The organism is Nocardiopsis sp. Huas11 (genome assembly GCF_003634495.1).
Lineage (GTDB): Bacteria > Actinomycetota > Actinomycetes > Streptosporangiales > Streptosporangiaceae > Nocardiopsis.
Genome location: NZ_RBKY01000001.1, coordinates 6,815,504 through 6,835,563, shown reverse-complemented (window position 1 = coordinate 6,835,563; position 20,060 = coordinate 6,815,504). Strand labels below are relative to the sequence as shown.

At 72.9% G+C, this 20,060-nt stretch carries 7 protein-coding genes; all 7 read left to right on the top strand.

The window, feature by feature from the left end:
• Positions 1-446: 446 nt before the first annotated feature.
• The 7 genes from DFP74_RS34805 to DFP74_RS30470 all read left to right on the top strand — a co-directional run bounded on the left by DFP74_RS34805 (position 447) and on the right by DFP74_RS30470 (position 20,052).
• Positions 447-3,833, top strand: a complete 3,387-nt coding sequence (locus DFP74_RS34805) for an ATP-binding protein (protein ID WP_233571235.1) — start codon at positions 447-449, stop codon at positions 3,831-3,833.
• Between the two features lie 82 nt (positions 3,834-3,915).
• Entirely contained in the window at positions 3,916-4,341 is a 426-nt protein-coding gene (locus tag DFP74_RS30495) for a roadblock/LC7 domain-containing protein (RefSeq protein ID WP_053614966.1), read from the top strand.
• A gap of 51 nt (positions 4,342-4,392) precedes the next feature.
• On the top strand, positions 4,393-4,752 hold the full coding sequence (locus DFP74_RS30490) for a DUF742 domain-containing protein (protein WP_121187102.1): 360 nt from the start codon (positions 4,393-4,395) through the stop codon (positions 4,750-4,752).
• A gap of 22 nt (positions 4,753-4,774) precedes the next feature.
• A complete protein-coding gene (locus DFP74_RS30485) occupies positions 4,775-5,332 on the top strand; it encodes an ATP/GTP-binding protein (protein WP_121187100.1) in 558 nt (185 codons plus the stop codon).
• A gap of 66 nt (positions 5,333-5,398) precedes the next feature.
• Complete coding sequence (locus DFP74_RS30480) at positions 5,399-6,664, top strand: styrene monooxygenase/indole monooxygenase family protein (RefSeq protein WP_121187098.1); 1,266 nt, start codon at positions 5,399-5,401, stop codon at positions 6,662-6,664.
• A 529-nt stretch (positions 6,665-7,193) separates the two neighbouring features.
• The gene (locus tag DFP74_RS30475) at positions 7,194-15,305 is read left to right on the top strand and encodes a type I polyketide synthase (RefSeq protein ID WP_121187096.1); all 8,112 of its coding nucleotides are present in this window, start codon (positions 7,194-7,196) and stop codon (positions 15,303-15,305) included.
• Positions 15,292-20,052: a type I polyketide synthase gene (locus DFP74_RS30470; RefSeq protein WP_121187094.1), complete on the top strand. Its 4,761-nt coding sequence runs from the start codon at positions 15,292-15,294 to the stop codon at positions 20,050-20,052. Before DFP74_RS30475 ends, DFP74_RS30470 begins: the two co-directional genes overlap by 14 nt.
• Positions 20,053-20,060 lie beyond the last annotated feature (8 nt).

The window sequence follows — 20,060 nt, the reverse complement described above, 5'->3', positions numbered from 1 at the left end:
CAGCGCTTTCCCGATTCGCCTGCCAACCCCCATGGCCTTTGTTAGTCTGACGAACCGAAAGACGGATCTCGGTGGAAGTACAGGAAATGTTCCGGACGTGGATACTTGTCGCCGGACGGGTGTCGACCGCCCCGGTCGGGGCGTCCGAACGCGCGCCTGTGCCGCACCGGGGACGTCGAGGCGTTCCCCCGGCGCCCGGGATGTTCCTCCACAGCAAGGTCCCGGCGCGGTCCCGTCGCCCCTGTCTCCCAGGTCGAAGGTGCGGGACCACCGCCGCACCGCCCGGCTGAGTCCAAGGAGACGAGATCGTGTCAGAGGAGCCGCCACCAGGACACCACCCGGGCCCTTCCCAGTCGGGGATGGGTCGAGGCAGGTTTCGCAGGGCCATCTCCCGGATCGTCAAGTCCCAGGAAGTCCCACCCCCGGAGCCCGAACAAGGACATCCCGTGCATCAGCCCGTGCATCCGCACAACCCTGACCCGGCGTCGGAGCGGGACCAGACCACGCCGGCGGCGAGCGAGGACACCGCTCCGACCACGCCCGTCGGCCCCTTCTCCGGTCCGGCCGAGAACGGCTACCGTCCGGCGCCCAGGGTGAACGTCCCCAACCCCTACACGCGGCCGCTCAAGGTCGACGACGTCGACACCGGGGCCCACCCGGTGGGCCAGTGGCGCGGGGTCGGTCTCAACGAGCCCGAGCCGCGCGTGGTGCGTGCGCCCGAGCCCGCACGGGCCACGGGAGGCGACGGCGCCGCGGGAGAGGGCGACGCTGCCGATGGCACGGCTCCGGCCACCGACGACCGCAGGGCGAAGGCACCGGCCCCCGAGCCGACGAAGGCCGACGCACCGGTGTCCGAGGCGCCCGTGGCACGCGAGTCCGCCCCGGCCCAGGGCAGTGCTCCTGCGGCCGATCGCGAGCCGACTCCGGCCAAGGGCGAAGCGCCGGTTAAGGGCGCTTCCCGTAGGCCCGTTTCGGGTCCCGACCAGCCCGCGCCGAGTGCTTCCGCTCCCAAGGCGGCTCCGGCGACGCCCGCCCCGGTGAAGGCCGACATCCCGGTGTCCGAGGCGCCCGAGCCCGCTCCGGCGAAGGCCGCCACTCCGGCGCCCGTGGCACGCGAGTCCGTCACGGCGAAGGCCGACGCACCGGTGTCCGAGGCGCCCGTGGCACGCGAGTCCGCCCCGGGCAACGCCAGTGCTCCTGCGGCCGATCGCGAGCCGACTCCGGCCAAGGGTGAAGCGCCGGTTAAGGGCGCTTCCCGTAGGCCCGTTTCGGGTCCCGACCAGCCCGCGCCGAGTGCTTCCGCTCCCAAGGCGGCTCCGGCGACGCCCGCTCCGGCGAAGGCCGCCGCTCCGGCGCCCGTGGCACGCGAGTCCGTCCCGGTCGAGGGCAGCACGCCTGCCGTGCGGCCCGCGGTTGACCGAGAGCCCGCTCCGGCGAAGGACGAGGCGCCTGTCGAGGGCGCTCCCAGTGGTTCCGCTTCGACCCCCGGCCAGCCCGCGCCGAGCGCTTCCGCCGTCGAGCCCGCCCCGGCCGAGGGCGCGGCTCCGGCCCACCGCGAGCCCTCCGTGACCACGGACCGGGCTCCGGCGAACACGAGTGTCCCGACGGCGCCTGCCCCCGCCGGTCGGGCCGACGCCGAACCCGCCTCGCGACCGCCGGTGGCCGCGAGCGGGACCCCGGCGCCCACCGTTCCGCCGCTTCGGCCCATCCGCGCCCGTACGCGCCCCGAGCGCGCGGGAGCCGCGGCCGAAACGGCCACCCGATCGGGCGACACCCCACCCCCAGCGCCCGACCACACCAGCACCGACGACCGTTCCGGCCGTCACGGCACCCGCCCCTCGCGCGTGCCGGCCGGACAGGACGGGGCCCGGCCCCCGGAGGGAGCTCCGCCCATGGCCGACCACACCCACACGCCCTCGGAAGAACCGGGGGAGCAGCACGAACGACACAGACCGCACGCCGCCGACGCGCCCACGGGCCACCAGGCGGCGGACCACACCACCGCGTGGGGCCACCGGCCGACCGGACCAGCGGGTCCGCCGGCCCCGGGACGGCCCCAGCACACGTATGACGAGCAGGGGTGGCGGGGCTCCTACGGGCCGCAGCCCGCTCCCCCCTCACCCGGACGACAGGGGTACCAGGTGCCACAGGAGCCCACAGGCCTGCCGCAGCCCCCCGCGGGGTACGGCTATGGCCCCCAGCAGTACCCGCCCGCCCCGGACCCGCGCGGTCCGTGGCAGGACGGACAGCAGCAGCACGGCTACCCGCCGCCGTACCCCTACGGCGCCTACCAGCAGGCGGCGCCCCATCCGCAGCCGATGCAGTACGCGGTCCCCTACCCGCCGCACCCGTTGGTGACCTACCAGAGCGCCTACCCGGCCCCCTTCCAGCCGCCCGGCTACGTCCTGCCCGGACAGCCGGTGGTCTACCCCGCCCCCTACCAGGCGCAGGGACAGCCGGTCCAGCACGTCATCGTGCTCACCCCCGGCCAGCCGCCGCAGGTCCTGACCGCGGAACCGGTGCCCGAGCGCGCCGAGCACCCCGAACGCGTCGACCGTCCGCAGGAGCAGCCCCGCGAGCGCCTCGACCAGGCGGAACAGCCCAAGGCGCTGCCCCGCCCGGAGGCGGCGGCCCAGGCGCCGAGCGCGCCCGCGCCCGAGACCCCTCGGGTCGAGAGCGCGCCGGCGGCTCAGAGCGCCCCCGCCCCCGTCCCCGCTCCCGCCCCGGCCCCCGAGGCCTCCGCCGCTCCCACGGCCCCGGTCGCCGACCAGACGGAGGCGATCCTCAACGAGGCCCTCGCCGGTCTGGCCATGCGCGACCTGTCGCTGGTGGACGCGCTCCTGGAGATGGTCGAGGAGCTGGAGACCGATGCCAAGGACCCCGACCTCCTCGACAAGCTCTTCCAGATCGACAACTTCGCCACCCGCATGCGCCGCAACGGCGAGAACTTCCTCGTACTGACCGGCCACGACGGGGGCGAGTCCGACGCCCACGACGAGATCGTCCCCCTGCTGGACGTCGCCCGCGCCGCGACCTCCGAGATCAAGGACTACCCCCGCGTCCGCCTCGGGAAGCTGCCGCAGACGTCCATCACCGGTATGGCGGCCGACGACATCAGCCACCTCCTCGCCGAGCTGCTGGACAACGCCACGGCCAACTCGCCCGAGCACTCCCAGGTCGTGGTCAGTGCCCGGGAGATGGACGACGGGCGGCTGATGATGATCGTCGAGGACGAGGGTGTGGGCATCCCCGAGCACCAGCTCGGCGAACTCAACGACCGGCTCAGCGGCTCTCCGAGAATCGACGACGACGTGTCGCGGCACATGGGCCTGTACGTCGCGAGTCGGATCGGCCGCAAGCACGGTTTGGAGACCCGCCTGGAGTCCCGCGCCTTCCGCGGGGTGAACGCCTACACGATCATCCCCAAGGAGCTGCTGCGCGTCGCGACGCCGCCGACCCCGGGCAAGCCCCGGACCTCGGCGATCCCCTCGACGCCGGGCCCCTCGGTCGGGTCCGGATCCCAGGCCCTCACGCCCCCTCCGGTGACGGGAACCAACGGAGTGAACGGCAGCTCAGCCCCCAAGCGCACCAACGGCGGAGACCCCTCCGTCACCGCCGCCGGCCTGCCCCGACGCAGTGCCACCCCGCACGGATCGCCGCTGCGGATGATGCCGCACCCGAAGTCGTCTCCGCCGCCCGCTCCGCCCTCGGACACCCCGAGGCTGACCGGCGACGCCAGAGCCGAGCAGATCCGCGACGACCTCGGCGACTTTCTCGACGGCGAACGCGAAGCCCGCGAGGAGTCCGACGGCAAGGAGGGCGGGACCACGTGAGCTTCGACGACGCGACGCCCGTGCGCTCGCGCACCACTGACCACCAGCGAAAACGACACACGGCCGAGGCAGGTTATCCGCGATGACTGAACCCGCAAACGACAGCGTTGAGAACTTCTCGTGGCTCATCGACAGGTTCGTCCGCGATGTCCGAGGAGTCGAGCACGCCGTGGTCGTCTCCTCCGACGGCCTGGTTCTGACCCACTCCAGTGACTTCCCCGAGGAGCACGCCGAGCAGCTCGCCGCCATCGCCAGCGGACTGCACAGCCTCGCCGTCGGTGGAGCGAACCTGTTCCAGCGCGGAGACTGCGAGCAGCTCCTGGTGCGCTTCAACCAGGGACACCTGTTCATCATGGCGATCAGCGACGGCTCCTGCATGGCCGTCCTGACCGCGCCGGGCACGGAGTTGAAGCTCGTCGGTTTCCAGATGACCAAGCTCGTGGAGAACGTCGCCCACGTGCTGACCCCGCAACTGCGCTCGCAGCTGCGGGAAGTCATTCAGAACTGACGACGGCGACCCGAAGCGGTTCACAGGGATCATGAGAAGGTTGCCACTGAAATGAGCTTCCGCAGGCGAAGGAGCAACCGCGTCCGCCCGTTCACCTTCACGGGTGGCCGGACGCGATCGCGGCATCCGCTGATGGTGCAGACCCTGGTCTCGACCTCTGAGCCGGGCCAGGACCCACCGAGCACCCTCATGCCGGAGTCCATCAACATCTACAGACTGTGCCGGGAGACGCGGTCACTCGCCGAGGTGTCGGCCGAGTTGAACATCCCCCTGGGCGTCACCCAGGTCCTGATCAGCGACCTGGCCGAACAGGACCTGGTGTACATCCACCCGACCATCACCGGCAGCAGTCCATCGGAAAACCAGGTTCTGGAGAGGGCTCTTCGTGGTCTCGAACGACTTTTCCAGTGACAGCAGGTCGAATCGCAAGAAGATGTCGAGCAAGATCGTCATCGCCGGGGGCTTCGGCGCCGGCAAGACGACCTTGGTGAGCTCGGTGTCGGAGATTCCGCCGGTCACGACCGAAGCGATCATGACCGAGGCCAGCATCGGTCACGACGACAACTCGATCACACCGCACAAGACGACCACCACCGTCGCGATGGACTTCGGTCGCATCACCGTCGACGACGAACTCGTCATGTACATGTTCGGGACACCGGGCCAGGCCCGGTTCTGGTTCATGTGGGACGACCTCGTCCGAGGCGCGGTCGGCGCCGTCGTCGTGGTCGACTGCCGCAGGCTCGCGGATTCCTTCGACGCGGTGGACTACTTCGAGACGACCAAGCGCATCCCCTACATCGTCGCGCTGAACAAGTTCGAGGGCCTGCTGGAGTACAGCCCCGAACAGGTCCGCGAGGCGCTGGAGATCAGCCCGGAAGTGCCGATCATCGACTTCGACGCGCGCCACCGGACCTCCGGCGGCGACGTGCTCAAGACGCTGCTCCGGTACGCCCTCGAACACAACCGCGCGAGCGAGCCCGTCGCCTGACGGGTCGGGAGCGGTCCAGCACCGGTCCCATCGTCACCGTTGATTCCCCAGGAAAGTTAGCGACAGATGCGCAAAATCCTTATCGTCGGCGCGGGCCACGCCGGTCTGCACCTGGCCCATGGCCTTCTGACCGAGGGCTATGACGTCACGGTGATCACGGGGCAGTCCTCGCTGGAGATCCGGACCGGCAAGCCCTCGGTCTCGCAGCTCACCTTCCCGACGGCCCTGAACTACGAGCGTGAGCACAACCTGGACCTCTGGAGCGCGCTGTCGCCGCAGATCAGGAACCAGAGGGTGCATCTGTATCCGAGGGGGGACGAACCCGTTCGAACCTTCACCGGTAGGACCGGAGAGGGGAACGACTACACGGTCTCGGTGGACCGCCGTGTGAAGATGGCCGACTGGCTCGAGTACTTCGAGGACCGCGGCGGCAAGGTGGTGATCCACGGTGTCACCGTTACCGACCTCGACTACTTCTCGCGCATGTTCGAGCTCATCATCGTGGCGGTCGGCCACGGTGAGCTGGGCCAGCTCTTCGACTACGACGAGAGCCGGTTCAGCGGTGCCAGGCCGCGCTCCATCGCCCAGGCCCAGATCTACGACGTCTGGCCCTGGGACGGCGATGACGAGAACATCGGCTGGGCGGCGTCGGCGGCCGACGCGGGCAACATCATCTTCCTCCCCGTCCTCACGCAGGAGGGGCCCTGCCACAATCTGCTCATGGTCGACAAGCGGGGCGGCCCCATGGACGCCTGGCCCGACCGGCCGGGGCCCGAGGAACAGCTCCGCCGGATGAAGGACCTGCTCCGTCAGTACGCGCCGGAATACTTCGAGCGGGTCAAGGACGCGGTCCTCTCGGACGGTCACAACAGCACGCTGGTCGAGGAGTTGACCCCGCAGGTCCGCAACCCCGTCGGCGTGCTGCCGTCCGGCGGCCATGTCCTCGGCATGGCGGACGTGGTCGTCACGATGGACCCGTACGTCGGCCAGAGCTGGAACAACTCCACCAGGTGCGCCAAGGCCTACCTGGAGAGCATCATCGAGCACGGTGACCGTGAGTTCGATGAGGATTTCCTGGTGCGGACGTTCGACCGCTTCTGGGAGTTCGGTCTGCACAACCAGCTCTGGTCCGAGATGAATTCCACATTGTGGGACGGGGGCGATCTCCCGTCGTATTTCTACGACATCATCGACGCGGCGAGGGACTTCCCGGAGGTGGGGGACAGGTGGATCCAGGGATGGGACTACCCGCCGGACTTCGGGACCTGGCTTCTTGACCCGGACCGCGCCATGCAGTTCATCGCGGAGGTTCGAGCACGGTCTGGTGCCTGATCTCCGACGCTCCGGTGAGAAAGCCCGATGCCTCCTTGCGGCATCGGGCTTCTCGCTGTCCGAGAGCGGTTGACAGCGGAGTTACGCCAATGACCGAATTCCGGTGCGGTTTGACCGAAAAGAGGCGGTTCGTTGTCATGCCTCGTGGCCAGCGGTTACGATCCCTCATGTTGAAGTCTGTTGCCGTAAGTGGCGTATGGAGATGGATGGGGCTGATGGACGTATAAGCGCTGTATGTCCGATACCCGATGCTCGGCCATCGGGTAGGTGTTTCCGGCCTGTTCAGGAAGGGTCCCCCCGTGTCTCTCCGCGCGTCCTTCTCATGCCTGTCCCGCGTCACTTCCCCTGCCCCTGAAGACCGCGACCCCCGTTCCGTGGGCGACCCGCGTGTCGTATCCCAGTAAATTCGTTCTGACCTGCGGAAATATGCGACGCGCTCGTGCATCTGCACGGCACGCGCACAATGGCGCTCAGCTGAGACCGGCGTGCGGACAGCGCGAGAACGTGAAGCGTGATCGGAGCTAACGCGATGAGTAGTGACCATCCGTCCGACAGGTCGGGGGGCCCTGAGGCTCCCGTCGCGGTGGTCGGGGTCTCCCTCCGGCTCCCTGGGGCGTCGACTCCCGACAGCTTCTGGAGACTGCTCTGCGAGGGCCGGGAGTCCATCTCAGCGCCACCGGAGCGGCTCGGTGTCACCTCCTCGTCGCGGGACCGCTACTGGGGCGGATACCTCGACCGGGCCGAGGACTTCGACGCGGCCTTCTTCGGCATCTCCCCGCGTGAGGCCCTGGCCATGGACCCCCAGCAGCGCATCATGCTCGAACTGAGCTGGGAGGCCGTGGAGCACGCACGGATGTCCCCGGAGGCCCTGCGCGGTTCCGACACGGGGGTGTTCACCGGCGCGATCGCCTCCGACTACGCACTGCTCCAGCAACGGGACGTGCACGGCGGTGCCACCCACCACACCCTCGTGGGCACGCAGCGCGGCATGATCGCCAACCGTGTGTCGTACTCGCTGGGACTGTCGGGCCCGAGCCTGACCATGGACAGCGGACAGTCGTCCTCCCTCGTCAGCGTGTACATGGCCATGGAGAGCCTGCGCCGCGGCGAGTGCGGACTGGCCCTGGCGGGGGGAGTCAACCTCATCCTGACCCCGGAGAGCACCGATGGTGTGGAGAGCTTCGGCGGGCTCTCGCCGGACGCCCGCTGCTACACCTTCGACGCCCGCGCCAACGGCTACGCCCGCGGTGAGGGCGGCGCCGTGGTCGTGCTCAAACCGCTGGAACGGGCGCTGGCCGACGGCGACCCCGTCCACGCGGTGCTGCGCGGCGGTGCCATGAACAATTCCGGACGGACCTCCTACCTCGCGCGACCCGACGTGCACGGACAGGAATCGGTCCTGCGCGCGGCCTACCGCCGGGCCGGGATCGACCCTTCCCAGGTGGGCTACGTCGAACTCCACGGCACCGGCACCCCCGCGGGCGACCCGGTCGAGGCGGCAGCGCTCGGCGCGGTGTTCGCCCGGGAGCGGGAGGAACCGCTGCGAGTGGGATCGGCCAAGACCAACATCGGGCACCTGGAAGGCGCCGCGGGCATCGTCGGGCTGATCAAGACCGTGCTGAGCCTGTCCCACGGACAACTGCCGCCCACCCGCAACTTCGCCGAACCCCACCCCGACATCGACCTGGAGGCGCTGCGGCTGAGCCCGCAGACGCGCCGCGAACCGTGGCCGCCGGACGCGCCGCTGGCCGGGGTGTCCTCCTTCGGGATGGGCGGCACCAACTGCCACCTCATCCTCGGCCCGCCCCCGCCGTCCAAGGCCGAACGCTCGGGCGCCACCACGGGGGAGACGACCCTGGACCCCGTTCCGTGGGTGCTGTCGGCGCGGTCGGAGGAGGCACTGCGCGCGCAGGCCTCGGCCCTGCACCACTTCGTCTCCGCCCGCCCCGGACTGCTCGCCCAGGACGTGGGCCTGTCCCTGGCCGGCACCCGCGCCGTCTTCGAGCACCGGGCCGTCATCTTCGCCTCCGGCGGTTCGGAGGCGCGTGAACTGGAGGCCGTGCGCGCCGACCGGGCCGCCGGCGCCGCGGGCCGGGCCCGGCCCGTGATGGTCTTCCCCGGCCAGGGCGGGCAGTGGCAGGGCATGGTCAAGGGACTGCTGGACGACGACAGTTCCCTGGCCCGGGCCTTCGCCAAGCGGTTGCGCGAGTGCGAGCGGGCGCTGGACCCCTACGTGGACTGGTCCCTGACCCGCGTGCTGCGCGGCGAGCCGCAGTCGCCGTCACCCACCGGGCCCGGTGCCCGCGTTGACGTGATCCAGCCGGTGCTGTGGGCGGTGATGGTCTCCCTGGCCAGGGCGTGGGCGGAACTGGGTGTCGAACCCGCCGCGGTGGTCGGCCATTCCCAGGGGGAGATCGCCGCCGCCTGCGTGGCCGAGATCCTGACGCTGGAGGACGCGGCGCGGGTGGTGGCCCTGCGCAGCCGATCCCTCACCGCGCTCGCGGGCAGCGGGGGCATGGCCTCGCTGGGGCTCTCGCCCGACCGTGCCGAGGCGCTGGTCGAAGCCGACCCCGAACTGGAACTGGCCGCCGTCAACGGCCCCGAGTCGGTCGTGGTCTCGGGCACGCCCGAGGCGGTGCGCCGCGCCGTGGAGCACTGCGCCGACGCGGGCGTGCACGGCTCGCTCATCGAGGTCGACTACGCCTCGCACTCCGGGCACGTCGAACGCATCCGCCGGGACCTCCTCGAACGCCTCGGCGAGGTCGTGCCCCGGCCCGGCCGGGTCCCGTTCTTCTCCACGGTCCTGGGCCGCCGGTCGGCACCGGACGACCCGCCCATGGACGCCGAGTACTGGTTCCGGAACCTGCGCGGCACGGTCCGGTTCGCCGACGCCGTGCGGGCGGCGGCCGGGGCCGGGCACACGTCGTTCATCGAGGTCGGCCCGCATCCCGTCCTGACGTTCGGTGTCGAGCGCACGCTGGCCGGGGAGGGGGTCGACGCGGCGGTCCTCAAGACCCTGCGGCGCGACTGCGGGGACCGGGCCCAACTGCTCGCGGCCGCGGCCCAGGCGTTCACCGAGGGCGTGGACGTGGACTGGAAACACCTGTTCCGCGGAACGGGAGCACGCCGGATCGACCTGCCCACCTACGCCTTCCAGCGGCGGAGCTTCTGGCCGGGAGTCGAGCAGGAGCCCGAGCCCCGGGAGCGGGGCGCCGCCGAGGACGGCACCAGGGACCTGGTCACGGCCCTCGTCCTGCGGGTGCTCGGACAGCGCGCGCTCTCCGCCGCCGACGAGCAACGGGCCTTCCGCGACCTGGGCTTCGACTCGGTCATGCTGCTCGAACTCGCGGCCAGGGTCACGGACCGCACGGGCGTGGCCCTGGAGGCGACGACCCTGTTCGACCTGTCCACGCCCGCGGCCCTGGCCGACCACCTGGTCGCGGAGCTGGGTGAGCGGGTGCCGGTGACGCCCGGGGCCCCGGGACACGCGGGCTCGGAGCCCTCCGCGCCCGCCGCCCGGGCCGCGAAGGCTCCGGCTTCGGCTCCCGCCGTCACCGCACCCGTCCCCGACGACGACCCGATCGCCATCACGGCCATGGCGTGCCGGCTGCCGGGTGGAGTGCGCACGCCGGAACAGCTGTGGCGGCTGGTCGAGGACGGCGTGGACGCGATCGGGGACTTCCCCGACAACCGCGGCTGGGACCTGCCGGGCCTGTACGACCCCGAACCCGGTACCCCCGGCCGGACCTACACGCGCTCGGGCGGCTTCCTCTACGACGCCGACCTGTTCGACGCCGACTTCTTCGGCATCAGTCCCCGTGAGGCCGACGCGATGGACCCGCAGCAGCGGCTGCTGCTGGAGACCTCCTGGGAGGCGGTCCACCGGGCCGGGATGAGCACCGACGACCTGCGCGAACGCCAGGTCGGGGTGTTCGTCGGCGCCATGCCGACCGAGTACGGGCCGCGCCTGGCCGACCAGGGCGCGGACGGCGACGGCGGCTACCGGCTGACCGGCAGCACCCTGAGCGTGGCCTCGGGCCGCATCGCCTACGTGCTGGGCCTGCGCGGGCCGGCGATGACCATCGACACCGCCTGTTCCGCCTCGCTCGTGGCCCTGCACCAGGCGGCCCAGGCCATCCGCCGGGGCGAGTGCGAGATGGCCCTGGCCGGCGGCGCCACCGTGATGGCCACTCCCGGCATGTTCCTGGAGTTCTCCGCCCAGCGCGGCCTGTCGCCGGACGGTCGCTGCCGCGCCTTCGGCGCCGGAGCCGACGGCACCGCCTGGGCCGAGGGCGCGGGCATGCTGCTGCTGGAGCGGGCTTCGAGCGCCCGACGCGCGGGGCGCCCCGTCCTGGCGCTGGTCAAGGGCAGCGCGGTCAACTCCGACGGCGCCAGCAACGGGCTGACCGCGCCCAGCCGGGACGCCCAGGAGCGGGTGATCCGGCAGGCGCTGGCGTCGGCCGGGCTGGAGCCGGGCGAGGTCGACGCCGTGGAGGCGCACGGCACCGGGACCCGGCTGGGCGACCCGATCGAGGCCAAGGCGCTGATCTCGGTCTACGGCGCCGCCCGCGCCGACGGGACCCACGAAGACCTGCGGCTGGGCTCGCTCAAGTCCAACATCGGGCACGCCCAGGCGGCGGCCGGTGTGGCCGGGGTGATCAAGACCGTCGAGGCCCTGCGGCACGGACGCCTGCCCCGGACCCTGCACGCCGACGAGCCCACGGACAGGATCGACTGGGACGGCAGCGGACTGCGCGTGCTCTCCGACGCCGAGCCCTGGCCGGACACCGGTCGGCCCCGGCGGGCGGCCGTGTCGTCCTTCGGGATCAGCGGGACCAACGCCCACGTGGTGTTGGAGGGCGTGGCCGACGAGGGCGCGCCCGTCACCGTCCCCGAGGACCCCTTCCGGCGCGAACGCCACTGGGTCACGCCGCCCGCCCCGGTCGCGGCCGTCCGGGAACGACCGGCCGAGCCCCTGATCGACGACGGGCTCGCCCTGGCCGACGGGCGCACGGTCTTCGCCGGGCGCCTCGACCTGGAGGGCCAGGCGTGGGTGCGCGACCACGGCGTGCTGGGCCGCGTCGTCGCCCCGGGCACCGCACTGGTGGACCTGGCCGCTCACGCGGGCGCGCGCGTGGGCGCGCCCACCGTCGCCGACCTGGTCCTGGAAGCACCCCTGGTCCTGTCCCGCGGAGCGGGCCTGAAGCTCCAGGTCACCGTGGACGCCGCGGACGAGCGGGGCCGACGCGGGCTGACCGTGCACGCCCGTCCCGTGGACGCGGCTCCGGACACGCCGTGGACCCGCCACGCGTCAGGGGCGGTGGCCGCGGCCGGCGCTCCCGCCACCGACACCGCGGGCGACTCCGATCCGGGCGCCCCCTGGCCGCCGACGGCGGCGGAGTCGCTGGCCGTGTGGCCCGACTACGACCGCCTGCTCCGGCGCGGCTACGCCTACGGGCCGCTCTTCCAGGGCCTGCGCGGCGTGTGGCGGCACGGGAACGACCTACTGGCCGAGGTCGAACCGCCCGCGGCGAGCGCCACCGGCGGACCCTTCCACGGGCCGCATCCCGCCGTCGTCGACGCCGCGCTGCACGCCCTCCTGCTGCACGGCGGCGACGAGCGCTCCCTGCTGGTGCCGTTCGCCTGGTCGGGTGTGCGCGTCCGGCCGACCGACGCCGACGCCGCCGCGTCCGGTCGCCTGCGGGTGCGCGCCACCGAACTCGGGCCCGACCGGTACCGCCTCGCGGTCACCGACGAGTCCGGGGCCGCGGTCGTCTCCGTCGACGAGCTCGTCCTGCGCCCGCTCGACGAGGACGCGCTGCCGCCGCGCGACCCCGCGGAACTGCCGGGCCTGTACGAACTGGTCTGGGAGAAGGTCGACGCGCCCCCGCCGACGGTGGCCATCCCCACCGGCCTGCCCGACCTCGACGGGCTGGACCTGGACGGGACGGTGCCGCCGGTGGTCTACACCGAACTGCCCGCCGCGGCCGTCTACTCCGACGAGGCACGCATCCCCGACGCCGTCCGGCAGGGCCTCGACTCGGCCCTGTCGACCATCCGCGCCTGGCTCACCGACCCCCGCACCGAGCACGCCCGCCTGGTGGTGGTGACCTGGCGGGCCGTGGCCACCGACCCCGCCACCCGGCTGACCGGACTCGCCGCCGCCCCCGTGTGGGGCCTGCTGCGGGCGGCCCAGCGCGAGTACCCCGACCGGATCGTCCTGGTGGACTCCGACGGGTCCGAGGACTCGCACCGGATGGTCGCGGGCGCGGTCGGACTGGGTGAACCCCAGGTCGCGCTGCGCTCCGGCACGGTCCTGGTGCCCCGCCTGGTCAGGGCGGACTCCGACGGCAGGCTGACCCCGCCGGGCGCACTGTGGCGGTTGGACACCCGACGCCCCGGCTCCCTGCAGGACCTGGACCTGCTGCCCGCGCTGGAGGCCGGCGGTCCGCTCGGCCCGCAGGAGGTGCGCCTCGCCGTCCGTGCCGCCGGAGTGAACTTCCGCGACGTCGTGGTGGCACTGGGCCTGGTCGAGAACGAGACCGGCATGGGCATCGAGGGCGCCGGCATCGTCCTGGAGACCGGCGCGGACGTGGTCGGCCTGAGCCCGGGCGACCGCGTCACCGGGATGTTCGACGGCGCGTTCGGCCCGGTCGCGGTCGCCGACGCCCGCAGGCTCGCCACCATCCCGCCGGGCTGGTCGTTCGAGCAGGCCGCGGCGGTACCGGTGGCCTTCCTGAGCGCCTACCACGGCCTGGTGGACCTGGCCGCCGTGCGTCCCGGGGACAGCGTCCTGGTGCACGCCGCCGCCGGCGGTGTGGGGACGGCCGCCGTGCAGTTGGCCCAGCACATGGGCGCGTCCGTGTTCGGCACGGCCAGCCCCCACAAGTGGGCCGGGCTGGCGGCCTACGGCCTCACCGAGGACCGCCTGGCCTCCTCCCGCGACCTGGAGTTCGAGGAGCGATTGCGCGAGGCCAACAACGGGCGCGGGATGGACGTGGTCCTCAACTCGCTCAGTGGTGAGTTCGTCGACGCCTCCCTGCGGCTGCTGCGGTCGCCGGGCGACGGTGAGGGGCCCGGCGGCCGATTCGTGGAGATGGGCAAGACCGACATCCGCGCCGCGGAGGACGTGGCCGCCACCTATCCGGGCCGCGGGTACCAGGCGTTCAACCTGCCCGACGTCGCCCCCGAGCGGATCGGACAGATGCTCACGCGCGTCATGGAACTGCTCACGAGCGGGGTGCTCTCGCCGCCGCCGACCGTCGTCCACGACGTGCGGCGCGCCCGGGACGCCCTGCGCTCGCTCCAGCGCGGCGAGAACATCGGCAAGCTGGTGCTGTCGGTGCCCGCGCCCTACCCGCAGGAGCGGACGACGCTGATCACCGGCGGCACCGGAACCCTGGGCCACCGGGTGGCCCGCCATCTGGTCACCGGCTACGGCGTACGGCACCTGCTCCTGATCAGCCGCAGCGGCCCGGAGGCCGAGGGGCAGGCCGCCCGCACCGCCGAACTGGAGGCGCTCGGCGCCCGGGTGGAGGTCGTGGCGTGCGACGCCGCCGACCGGTCCGCGCTGCGCGACCTGCTCGCGCGGATCCCGCAGGACCGGCCGCTGGGCGCCGTGGTGCACACCGCCGGCGTGCTCGACGACGCCACCATCGCCTCGCTCACCCCCGAGGGGATCGACCGGGTGCTGCGCCCCAAGGTCGACGCCGCGTGGAACCTGCACGAGCTCACCGCCGACGCCGAGCTGGGATCCTTCGTCCTCTACTCGTCGGCGGTGGGCGTCCTGGGCAACCCGGGGCAGGCCAACTACGCGGCGGCCAACGTCTTCTGTGACGCCCTGGCCCACCACCGGCGCGAGCGCGGACTCCCCGCCACCTCCCTGGCCTGGGGCCTGTGGGCGGGCGGGAGCGGGATGACCGCGCACCTGGACGACACCGACCTCGGCGTCCTGGCCCGGGGCGGACTCGCGCCCATGCCGCCCGAGGACGCGCTGGCCCAGTTCGACACGGCGCTGCTGTGGGGCATGGTCAACGCCGTCCCCGCGCTGCTGGACACCGCGGGGGCCGCCGACGTGCCGGTCCTGCGCGGCCTGGCCGTTCCCGCGTCCGCGGGCACACCCTCCGGGGCCGCGTCAGGAACCGCCACCGGTTCGGACGCCGGTCCCGGCTCCGCGCCCGCCGACCGCTTCGCCGGGCTCGCGGCGGCCGACCGCGAACGCGAGGTGCTCACCGAGGTGCGTACCCACACCGCCGTCGTACTCGGCCACGCGCCGGAGTCCGGGCCGTCGCGGATCGACCCCGACCGGCCCTTCACCGACCTCGGCCTGGACTCGCTCACCGGCGTGGAGCTGCGCAACCGCCTGAACGCCGCGACGGGCGTACGGGTCCCGGCCACCGCGGTCTTCGATCACCCCACCCCGCGCGGACTGGCGCGCTTCCTGACTGGTCTGCTGGTCCCCGAAGAAGAGGAGAACCCCTGGGAGAGGCAGACCGGCTCCCGCGCACCCGCCTCCTCGGGGGACGCCGATGAGCGGGAGCGCGACATCGACTCCATGGGGGTGGACGCTCTCGTGGACCTCGCCCTCCAGGGTGAGTCCCCAGCCGTACGTGGACAGGAGACAGCAGATGACTTCCGATGACCACCGTCTGGTCGCGGCGCTCAGGTCCGCGCTGAAGGAGAACGCGCGACTGCGGGAAGAGCTCGACCACACCGCGCGGCCCGAGCCGATCGCCATCGTGGGGATGGGATGCCGTCTGCCGGGGGGCGTCGACTCTCCCGAGGCACTGTGGGAGCTGGTCGTCCACGGGCGGGAGGCCGTCGGACCACTGCCCGAGGACCGCGGGTGGGACCTGGCGGCCCTGCGGGGTGAGAGCGGCGACGCGCCGAGGTCGTCGATGGCCCAGGGCTCCTTCCTCGACGCGGCGGCCGACTTCGACCCGGGGCTCTTCAACATCTCCCCCCGGGAGGCCGAGGCCATGGACCCCCAGCAACGCCTGCTCCTGGAAGTGGCGTGGGAGACCCTGGAACGTGCCGGGATCAGCCCGTCCTCGCTCAAGGGAACCGATGCGGGGGTCTACGTCGGCACGACCGGTCCGGAGTACGGTCCCCGGCTGTCCCAAGCGCCGGCGGACGGTCTGGCGATGACCGGTACCGCCCTCAGCGTCGCCTCCGGCCGCATCGCCTACACACTGGGGCTCACCGGGCCGGCGATCACCATGGACACGGCGTGTTCGTCGTCGCTGGTGGCCGTGCACATGGCGGTACGCGCGCTCCAGGCGGGAGAGTGCTCCCTGGCCCTGGCCGGCGGGGCGACGGTGATGTCCTCACCCGCGCCGCTCACGGAGTTCACCCACCTGGGAGGGCTGGCGGCGGACGGCCGCTGCAAGGCCTTCGGCGCGGCCGCCGACGGCGCGGGCTTCTCCGAAGGCGTCGGCCTGGTGACCCTGGAACGGTTGTCCGACGCGCGGCGCGCCGGACACCGGGTCCTGGCGGTCATCCGGGGAGGGGCGATCAACCAGGACGGCGCCTCCAACGGTCTCACCGCGCCCAACGGCCCCTCCCAGGTACGCGTGGTCCGCAAGGCCCTGTCCGACGCCGGGCTGACGGCGCAGGACGTCGACCTGGTGGAGGCGCACGGCACGGGGACCACGCTCGGAGACCCCATCGAGGCGCAGGCGCTGCTGGCCGCCTACGGGCAGGAGCGGCCGGCCGACCGTCCCCTCTGGCTGGGATCGCTCAAGTCCAACATCGGCCACGCCCAGGCCGCGGCGGGTGTGGCGGGGCTGATCAAGGTGGTGGAGTCCCTGCGCCACGGGGTACTGCCCAGGACGCTGCACGCCGACGAGCCCACGCCGCACGTGGACTGGGAGTCGGGAGCGGTCCGGCTGCTGACCCGGGAGCAGGCCTGGCCGCGGACGGACCGTCCCGGACGAGCCGGCATCTCGTCGTTCGGGATGAGCGGGACCAACGCCCACGTCATCGTCGAACAGGCACCGGAGGTGACGCAGGAGCCGCGTCCGGCGCGTGCCGCCGCTCCTCGGCGGAGCGTGCCGTGGATCCTGTCGGCACGGGACGAGGAGTCGCTGCGCGCGCAGGCGGCCCGGTTGCGGGACCACGTCCTCGACCACCCGGACACGGATCCGGCCGACACAGGATGGTCGCTCGCCCGCACCCGCGCCGCACTCGACCACCGTGCCGTCGTCGTCGCCGAGGACCATGCGGCCTTCGCCGCATCGCTGCGGGCCCTGGCGGAGGGGCGCCCGGACCCGGGTACCGTGCTCGGCCGGGCCGGCGGCGACCGTCGGCCGGTCTTCGTCTTCCCCGGCCAGGGCGGCCAGTGGGCCGGCATGGCGGTCGAGCTCATGGGCACCTCCCCGAGGTTCGCGGATCGGCTGGCCGAGTGCGAGAAGGCACTGGCGCCCTTCGTCGACTGGTCCCTCACGGACGTGCTGCGCGGCCGGGCGGACGCCGCCGCGATGGACCGCGTGGACGTCGTCCAACCGGTGCTGTGGGCCGTCATGGTCTCGCTCGCCGAACTGTGGAGCCACCACGGGGTGCGGCCGACGGCCGTGGTCGGGCACTCCCAGGGAGAGATCGCGGCGGCCTGCGTGGCCGGCGCACTCTCGTTGGAGGACGCCGCCAAGGTCGTGGCGCTGCGCAGCCGAGCACTTCTGGAGCTGTCGGGCACCGGGGCGATGGCCGCGGTCGCCCAGCGGCCGGACGACGTCGCCGAGCGCATCGCCGGGCTCGGCGGCAGCGTTCATCTGGCGGCCGTCAACAGCCCGACGTCGACGGTGATCGCCGGAGAACCGGAGGCCGTGCGCTCACTGGTCGAGGAGTACGAGGCCAAGGGGGTGAGGGCACGGACGATCGCGGTCGACTACGCGTCGCACACCCCGCACGTCGCCCGCATCCGCGAACGTCTGCACAGGGAACTCGCGGGGATCGGTCCGCGCCGCCCGGAGATCCCGATGTACTCGACCCTCACCGGAGCGCGGTTGGACGACACCGCGCTGGACGCCGACTACTGGTACCGGAACCTGTCGAACCCGGTCGAGTTCGCCCAGGTGACCCGCGTTCTGCTGAGCGACGGGCACGACGTGTTCGTGGAGGTGGGTCCGCACCCCGTACTGGCCGCGCACGTCCAGGAGACCGCCGAGTCGCACGGCGCTCCGGACACGGTCGTCCTGGACACGATCCGCCGTGACGACGGGGGCTCCCGGCGGTTCACGGTCTCGCTCGCGCAGGCGCACTGCCACGGCGTCGACGTCGACTGGGCCGAGGCGTTCGGTGACGATCCCCGGATCGTGGACCTGCCCACGTACGCCTTCCGGCGCCGACGCTTCTGGCGGGCGGGAGGCGGAGACGGCTCCGCGCCCGGTGCCGGGACCCTCCCCTCCGCCGACACCCGACCGGGTCCGGATCCCGCCCATGACTGGGTCTACCGGGAGGACTGGGTGCCGGTCGAGGCGACCACCGGGCGGCCCGCGCCCTCCGGAACCTGGTTGCTGTTCGGCTCGAAGCCGTCGGACCCGGTCGTCACCGACATGGTCGCGGCGTTCGAGCGCGGGGGGTGCCGGACCCGGTTCGTGGACGCCCCGGCCTCCGCCGACCGCGATGCCCTGGCCGAGCTCCTCATCGACGCCCGCAGGACCACGGACACGATCGCCGGTGTCGTGGCACTCCACTCCTTGGACACGACCGTCCGGGGCGGCGGAGTCACGCGTCCCACGGCCTCCACCGCCCACCAGAGCGCCGTTGTGCTCCTCCAGGCCCTCGGCGACGCCGCGGTCACGGCGCCGCTGTGGTGCGTGACCCGCGGCGCCGTCCCCGCAGGGGGAGGGGTGAGCGACCCCTCCTCCGCACTGGTGTGGGGACTGGGCCGGGTCGCCGCCCAGGAACACACCGACCGGTGGGGCGGCATGGTCGACCTGCCGCCCGCGGAAGCGCCGGGTGAGGGAGAGGCCCTCGTCTCGGTCCTGACCGGGCGGAGGGGCGACGCGGAGGACCAGCTCGCGATCCGTGACGGCGCGGTCCTGGCGCGCAGACTCGTGCGGGCACCGATCGGCCGGACCGGGGCCGTCCGCCGGTGGGAGCCCTCCGGCACGGTGCTGATCACGGGTGGCACCGGGGCGCTGGGCGCGCACACCGCCCGCCGGCTCGCCCGGCGCGGCGCGCGACACCTGCTCCTGCTGAGCCGGCGGGGGACGGAGGCGCCAGGGGCCCAGGCCCTGGAAGCGGAACTGCGTTCGATCGGGGCCGAGGTCACGATCACCTCGTGCGACGTCGCCGACCGGGCCGCGCTCGCGGCCGTCCTGGACGGTGTGCCCGAGCAGTATCCGCTGCGTGCGGTGGTGCACGCCGCCGCCTCCCTGGACGACGGAGCGATCGACGACCTCACCCCCGACCAGGTGGCGTGCGCGCTGCGCGCGAAGGGCGACGCGGCCGTGCACCTGCACGAGCTCACCCAGGGCATGGACCTGTCGGCGTTCGTGGTGTACTCGTCGGTCTCCGCGGTGTTCGGCGTGACCGGCCAGGGCAACTACGCGCCGGGCAACGCCTTCTGCGAGGCACTGGTGCACCACCGGCGCTCGCTCGGGCTCCCGGCCACCTCGATCGCCTGGGGAGCCTGGGCCGGCGGCGGCATGGCCGAGGACACGGCCGTGGCCGAACTCCTCCAGCGACACGGGCTTCCGACCATGGACCCGGACGCCGCGATCACGATGCTCGAACGCGCGCTCGACCACGACCTGCCGGCGCTCGCCGTCGCGGACGTCGACTGGCCGCGGTTCCGCGCGGCGTTCACCGCCAACCGGCCCAGTCCCCTCCTGCGCGACCTCGGTCCCTTCTCCGCCGAGGGCGCGGGCCCCGACCAGGCCGTGACGGGCGGCCTGGAGGCACGGCTGTCCGGGCTCGGCCGGGACGCACGCCGAAGGGCGCTCACCGAGCACGTCCGTCGCGAGGTCGCCGCCATCCTCGGCTATGCCTCCGGAGACGAGCTGGACGACGATCGCGGCTACAAGGAGCTGGGGATGGACTCGGTGACCGCCATCGAGTTGCGCAACCGGATGTCCGCGCTCACCGGGCTGCGCCTGCCCGCCGGCCTGGCGTACTCCCACCCGACGTGCGCGGCGCTCGGCCGGCACCTGGAAGAGCGGCTGTTCGGCGATCCCCAGCGCATCGTGATGACGCGGATCGACAGCATCGAGGAGGCCCTGGCCGAGGACGAGGACTCGGCCATGGACCGCGAGGCCGTCGCCCGGCGGCTGCAGGACCTGCTGAAGCTGCTCACGCCATCGCAGGCGGGGGCGAACGCCGACGAGGACCTGGAGTCCGCGAGCAGGGAAGAGCTGTTCGCCTTCATCGACGACGCCCTGCGTGACTGACAGTGTTC